Source organism: Methanolobus sp., assembly GCF_030682845.1.
Lineage (GTDB): Archaea > Halobacteriota > Methanosarcinia > Methanosarcinales > Methanosarcinaceae > Methanolobus.
In genome coordinates this window covers 1-5,597 of the sequence record NZ_JAUXNK010000039.1, presented here as the reverse complement: position 1 = coordinate 5,597, position 5,597 = coordinate 1, and the positions used below count along the sequence as shown (strand labels likewise).

Sequence of the window (5,597 nt, the reverse complement as noted above, 5' to 3'; positions counted from 1 at the left end):
AATTAGAATGGATTGCATTTCCGATTTATTTTTCAGACACGGATCAACACCGATTTACACAGATTTGACCTGCAGAGGATTTCTAAACCCCATATTCCAAGAATCCGTGTTCATCCGCGTAAATCCGTGTCTCAAAGAAGATTGCGAAAAAGCATCAGTCTGAATGGAAAAGAAAGCAGGCTTTTGAATCATAGATCCAATCTGATATTTTCAATCTAAAGAGCGGAAAGCAGCAAAAATATCGCCTGATGTTCTTCTGCATCTTCGTTCATCTGCCCCGTTTAAAGAAAAACGGCCGGTGTACTTCAGGCAGGTGACCACAGATATCTATCCATTTTGTGGTCACCTCAGTTCCAAAAACCGGCTCTTTGGATTCTCGGGCAGTATATCTCTTTCTTTTGAACTTCATGCCTCAAAATGCTTAAATATGACTATGGTCATTAATGACCGCGGTCACATTCACACCGGCCAGCAAATAAATGAGGCAATATGTCCCTGCGTGAAAAAAAGAAACAGGAAACCAGAGACCGGATCTTTGAGATATCCGGAAGGCTGTTCAGGGAAAAGGGTTTTGAGAACACCACAGTTGATGAGATTACACAGGAAGCCGGCATAGCCAAAGGTACGTTTTTCAATTACTTCCCCACAAAAGAATCGCTTCTGCTTTATTTCAGGGAAAGCAAGGAAGAACTTGTTTTCAATATACTTGGATCACAGATGGCCACAAATGCGCCTGCAAAGGAGAAAATAAAGAATTTCCTTGTTCTCCTTGCAGAGAACTATGAAAAGGACAAGGCGCTTTTGAGAATGCTGTTCTTTGAACACAGGCGATTGGTCATGGCCTCCGGGCAGCATCCGGACAGGAAGCAACACGGGCACGGCAATCAGCTAAGGTTCATCAGCATAATCCGTGATCTTCTCAAAGAGGGTGTGGAAAACGGAGAGATCAAGGAAAGGATTGACCTTCAGGTCGCATCAGAGACCCTGCATGCCGTCTATTTCCACTCACTTATGATGTGGATGCACTCAGATACGGATAACTCGTTTTCCAGGGATCTGTCTGCAAAGATAGATTTAGTGTTTGAGGGCATCGGAGAATGAAAATGTATGCAATTACAGTCAAGGATCTTACTAAGAAATTCGGCGATTTTACCGCCGTAAATAACCTTTCCTTTGACATAGAAAAAGGTGAGGTATTCGGTCTTCTTGGTCCAAACGGAGCTGGGAAGAGCACTACCATGGCCATGCTGTCAACAATGCTCAAGCCAAGTTCAGGACAGGCATGGGTCAATGGATATGACATACTCAAGAACGAAGACGAAGTGCGCAAGTCCATTGGGATAGTTTTCCAGGACCCGAGTCTGGATGAAGAGCTCACAGCCTATGAGAATATGGATTTCCACGCCCGGCTTTATCGTATCCCCAAAAAAGACCGGCAAAAAAAGATAATCGAGCTCCTGCAACTGGTGGAGCTGGACGAGAAAAAGGACAATCTTGTCAAAACATACTCCGGAGGCATGAGGCGCCGCCTGGAAATCGCAAGAGGCTTGCTGCACGAACCAAAAGTGCTGTTCCTGGATGAACCAACCCTCGGACTTGACCCCCAGACAAGGAACCACCTATGGGATTATATTGACAGGCTGAACCAGGAAAAAGGTATCACGATCATCCTTACCACTCACTATATGGAAGAGGCAGACAAACTCTGCCACAGGATAGCCATTATCGACAAAGGCCAGATCATAGCCCTTGACACTTCTGAAAAATTGAAAAACGATGTTGGTGGCGATATCATTACTATAGTGTCTTCTGAAAAAGATAGCCTGTATTCGGTTGTCATATCCCTGCCCGGGATCAGCAACATTGAAGTTCATGATTCGTCCATCACCATTGGCTTACATAACGCCGAAAAGCATGTTGCACAGATAGTCAATGTGGCTTCTGAATGTGGTATTCCCATTGACTCGATATCCATCCATAAACCAACCCTTGAAGACGTCTTCCTGCACTTTACAGGCCGGACCATCAGGGAAGAGGAAGCCAGCGGAAAAGAGCAAATGCGCATGATGCACAGGAACAGGAAGTGATAGAATGGACATAGTTTATACTCTCTGGTTAAGGAGTGTAAAACGTTACACTCGTTCAAAAAGCAGGATGGTAGGTAGTCTGGGTATGCCCGTGTTCCTTCTTCTCGTGCTCGGATTTGGCCTGAATTCCGTAGTTGCGATCCCGGGTATGGAACAGGGATATATCGGCTTCATAATTCCCGGAATAATTTCCATGAGCGTTCTTTTCACTTCCATGTTTGCTGGTATAGAGATAATATGGGACAAGCAGTTCGGTTTCCTGAAAGAGACGCTGGTAGCTCCGGTCTCAAGGCTTGAGATAATGCTCGGCCAGACCTTCGGGGGAGCCACCACAGCCGTCATACAGGGGCTCATGATATTTGTCCTCTCATTATTGATAGGTCTTGAGATAAGCAGTATTCCGGGATTCCTGATAGCTATAGTTTTCATGATGCTCATCGGGATCTCATTCACGGCATTTGGGATCGCCATAGCTTCAAGAATGGAGGATATGCACGGTTTCCAGCTGATAATTAACTTTGTCATCTTCCCTATATTCGGGTTATCGGGTGCACTGTTCCCTATTGAGAGCCTGCCAGGATGGGTCAGATACCTTGCATTGCTGGACCCTCTTACATACGGTGTCGAAGGCATCAGGTATGGTCTTCTTGGTAGCTCTCATATAGATCCGGCTATCTGTTTTGTAATCCTTTCCGGATTTACCATCCTGATGGTCGGATTTGGTTCCTATCTGTTCAGGAAAATAAACATTTAAGAGTCCGTATACTTTGATAGGTGACCACAGATATGTCTCTATTTTGTGGTCACCTCTCGCACTTCTCAACTCAATCCATTCCCTTCCTGTACTGCTCCACAAGAAACTCCAGTGTCTCCTCCATTTTGTCTTCTCTGGAATACTTCTGGAGGCAATGATAGTACCTCCCCCTGTCCTCGAACAATATGTTGATGGGAGGGTAACCATGCCGGAGCAGGACATAGTTCAGCAGCAGTCTTCCAACCCTGCCGTTGCCGTCCTCGAAGGGATGGATGAACTCGAACTGGTTATGGATGAGTGCGGCCAGCACGAGTGGTTTCAGTTCATCGGCATTGTCCCTGTACCAGTTAGCCAGTTCCTCAAGCTCGCTTATGATATCCTCTTTCGGGATTCCGCGGTGCACCACCTGGCCATAGGAATTCCGTATAACCACTTCCACATCCCTTAAGTTGCCGGCAAACTTCTTGGAGCCCTCAAAGCACAGCCTGTGCAACTTCGTTATCAGCTCAAGAGAGAGCTCTTCATCGGTGTTATGTATGAACTCCACGGCCCTTGCAACGTTTAGCGCCTCCAGTTCATCTGAATTAGTAACTTTCCGGTTCTCATCCGGGTGCCGGAGAAGGTCATGGACCTCATCAGGGGTCACCTGCGAACCCTCGATGGCGTTGGTGTTGAAGACGAACTTCTCTGTAAAGACTTTCCAGCCCTCCACGTCAAGATGGACTATCTCGATCTCCCGGTCATATTCGTTAAGTTTTTCGATCTCTTTTTTGGTTAGGGAGAACTTCAGCAGGTCGGTCCTGGCCTCTATCTGCTGCTTTATCTCCTTTTCCGCTTCTTCCCTGCGCTCCCCGATCTCTTCATCTGTCAGGTTCAGGCCCAGATAATTCCGTATCTTCCTTGTCTTTTTTCCGACGCGGTAGGAATGGGACAGGTAATACTTCGTGTTGTTTCCCTGTTTTCTTTTTTCAATATGCATAATAAATGGGTGACCACATTCTATATAGCACTTTTGTGGTCACCTGTGTTTCAGAAAATCTTCAACCAATTATCCACCATCTTCTGCTGCTTCAAGAACGAATTGCACTCATGGCAAGGGATCTGCCTCCGGTTTTTGCATGCGTGAAGTGCGGGAGACCGGCAACACAGTTATGCACTTACTGTAGTTGTGAAGAACTTGCATTCTATTGCGATGAATGTGGCAAGGAACATAGATGCGATGAGTATATGATGCTTCATGTAGTTGATTCTCTCCGGATGGGGGTTTGCGCTTACTGCGGGGAAAATGATCATTTCTACTGATAATCCGGAAAAAATGAAGAGGGATTAACCTGTGGGATTTTCTGCCGCTCCTTGTCTCCTTTACATCCGAAGAGGCTACTTAACCTTTATCACGTATAAAGACCTACAAAATATTTAGAAGAATGCCGATTGAGTGACTCTTATGAACGCACAAACCTCCTTCCCGGAAAAAGAACGCTTGCTTTCTCTCCTTAAAGAATTCTTCCGGGCAGAGGATCAAGTGGAGCTTGCATATCTTTTCGGGTCGGTGGCTCAAGGGAAGGCCGATGTTCTAAGTGATATTGACATTGGCGTCTATCTTTCAGACAAGTCGACAACGGTTGAAAGGGGTCGCAAGCGTATTGAACTGATCGGCAAACTCATGTCCCTTCTCAAGAGCGACAGGGTCGATCTCTTGATCATCAATGATACTTCGCCAGTACTTAAGTTTGAGATCATAAGGCCAAATGTCCTGATATTTGAAAGAAATCCTGACCTGAAAGTGGATGTCGAGCAGTGCATCATGTCGGTGTATCTGGACTGGAAATACTATGAGGATCGCCTGAACAGGAATACGCTCAAAAGGATCATGGAAAAGGGGCTGGCTGAATGAACGCTGAAGACCGGATACTCAGGAAACTGAGCTTCATGCAAAGGTGCGTCAGTTATCTGAAGTCCGTAGATGCGGGCAGTACCGAGCTGGAAAACAATTACGAGTTGCGCAGCGCGGTTGAGCGGAACTTCCAGCTTGCAATTGAAAGTGCAATAGACATTGGCGAAATAATTATTTCAAGAGAGGGGTTTGAAGAATTACGATACGCATTCCCCCGTCTTTACAGGCTGTCCGACAATTCCAATTTTTCCTGTCATAGATAACTATAAAGTTCCATAAGATCTGATTTTAAAGTCCAATAAGATCTGACTTTATTAATTAGACCTTTATTTTTGTGCTGAATAGGTATATTTTTTTCAAGTTTACTGCTGTACAGACCAGATTGAACTCGTTTTTCACTGTATTTATTCCACGAGTCAAATACTCTCTGAATCCAAGGTTCTGTTTATAATTTCCAATTACAGGCTCGACGTTTTGTTTTCTAAGTTTACTCATTTCTTTTGCTTTGTCAGTTTTCATTTTTTCAAGGAACTGATCATGTTCAGTGTCAGTGATCAACTTTTTTAGCCTTCTGATTTTGTCCTTTCGTTTAGTACAGACAGAATTTGATCTACATTCCTTACATTGAGTTCCGGCATAAACTCTGTGGCCTTTTTCTGTCTTCTCATCATAGATCTCGTAAGAATATCTTAGTGTCTTGCCTTCGGGACAAATAAATTCGTCTTTGATCCCATTGTATTTGAAACAACTTATGTCAAAAGAAGGTATACCATCCTTATTTTCGGATAACTCCTGATTGATCTGAGGAGGTATATATGGCTCTAACTTTTTTTGATGAAGGAATGCTACATTTTTCATAGAG

Annotated in this window: 8 protein-coding genes; 5 read left to right on the top strand and 3 right to left on the bottom strand. The window is 44.6% G+C overall.

Features of this window, described 5'->3' with window-relative positions:
* Positions 1-489 precede the first annotated feature (489 nt).
* Genes Q8J68_RS03950 through Q8J68_RS03940 form a run of 3 tightly spaced genes read left to right on the top strand, consistent with a single transcriptional unit; the run spans position 490 to position 2,841 of the window.
* On the top strand, positions 490-1,101 hold the full coding sequence (locus tag Q8J68_RS03950) for a TetR/AcrR family transcriptional regulator (RefSeq protein ID WP_305310249.1): 612 nt from the start codon (positions 490-492) through the stop codon (positions 1,099-1,101).
* A 2-nt stretch (positions 1,102-1,103) separates the two neighbouring features.
* Positions 1,104-2,087 (top strand): ATP-binding cassette domain-containing protein, encoded by a 984-nt coding sequence (locus tag Q8J68_RS03945; RefSeq protein ID WP_305310248.1) that lies wholly within the window; start codon positions 1,104-1,106, stop codon positions 2,085-2,087.
* A 4-nt stretch (positions 2,088-2,091) separates the two neighbouring features.
* Positions 2,092-2,841 (top strand): ABC transporter permease, encoded by a 750-nt coding sequence (locus Q8J68_RS03940; protein ID WP_305310247.1) that lies wholly within the window; start codon positions 2,092-2,094, stop codon positions 2,839-2,841.
* Between the two features lie 70 nt (positions 2,842-2,911).
* Here the strand turns inward: Q8J68_RS03940 and Q8J68_RS03935 are convergent, their stop codons facing one another.
* Entirely contained in the window at positions 2,912-3,820 is a 909-nt protein-coding gene (locus tag Q8J68_RS03935; protein WP_305310246.1) for a Fic family protein, read from the bottom strand.
* Positions 3,821-3,990: 170 nt separating this feature from the next.
* Complete coding sequence (locus Q8J68_RS03930; RefSeq protein WP_305310245.1) at positions 3,991-4,134, bottom strand: hypothetical protein; 144 nt, start codon at positions 4,132-4,134, stop codon at positions 3,991-3,993.
* A gap of 151 nt (positions 4,135-4,285) precedes the next feature.
* On the opposite strand from Q8J68_RS03930, the gene Q8J68_RS03925 reads away from it, so the two are divergent.
* Positions 4,286-4,735, top strand: coding sequence for a nucleotidyltransferase domain-containing protein (locus Q8J68_RS03925; protein WP_305310244.1), 450 nt, complete (start codon positions 4,286-4,288; stop codon positions 4,733-4,735).
* A complete protein-coding gene (locus Q8J68_RS03920; protein ID WP_305310243.1) occupies positions 4,732-4,998 on the top strand; it encodes a DUF86 domain-containing protein in 267 nt (88 codons plus the stop codon). Before Q8J68_RS03925 ends, Q8J68_RS03920 begins: the two co-directional genes overlap by 4 nt.
* Positions 4,999-5,053: 55 nt before the next feature.
* Here the strand turns inward: Q8J68_RS03920 and Q8J68_RS03915 are convergent.
* The coding region (locus tag Q8J68_RS03915; RefSeq protein ID WP_305310242.1) for a transposase at positions 5,054-5,597 on the bottom strand (544 nt) is incomplete at its 5' end.

Coding starts and splice junctions, on each gene's coding strand:
- Q8J68_RS03950 (WP_305310249.1), top strand. CDS start 490: ATGTCCCTGCGTGAAAAAAAGAAACAGGAAACCAGAGACCGGATCTTT.
- Q8J68_RS03945 (WP_305310248.1), top strand. CDS start 1,104: ATGTATGCAATTACAGTCAAGGATCTTACTAAGAAATTCGGCGATTTT.
- Q8J68_RS03940 (WP_305310247.1), top strand. CDS start 2,092: ATGGACATAGTTTATACTCTCTGGTTAAGGAGTGTAAAACGTTACACT.
- Q8J68_RS03935 (WP_305310246.1), bottom strand. CDS start 3,820: ATGCATATTGAAAAAAGAAAACAGGGAAACAACACGAAGTATTACCTG.
- Q8J68_RS03930 (WP_305310245.1), bottom strand. CDS start 4,134: ATGATCATTTTCCCCGCAGTAAGCGCAAACCCCCATCCGGAGAGAATC.
- Q8J68_RS03925 (WP_305310244.1), top strand. CDS start 4,286: ATGAACGCACAAACCTCCTTCCCGGAAAAAGAACGCTTGCTTTCTCTC.
- Q8J68_RS03920 (WP_305310243.1), top strand. CDS start 4,732: ATGAACGCTGAAGACCGGATACTCAGGAAACTGAGCTTCATGCAAAGG.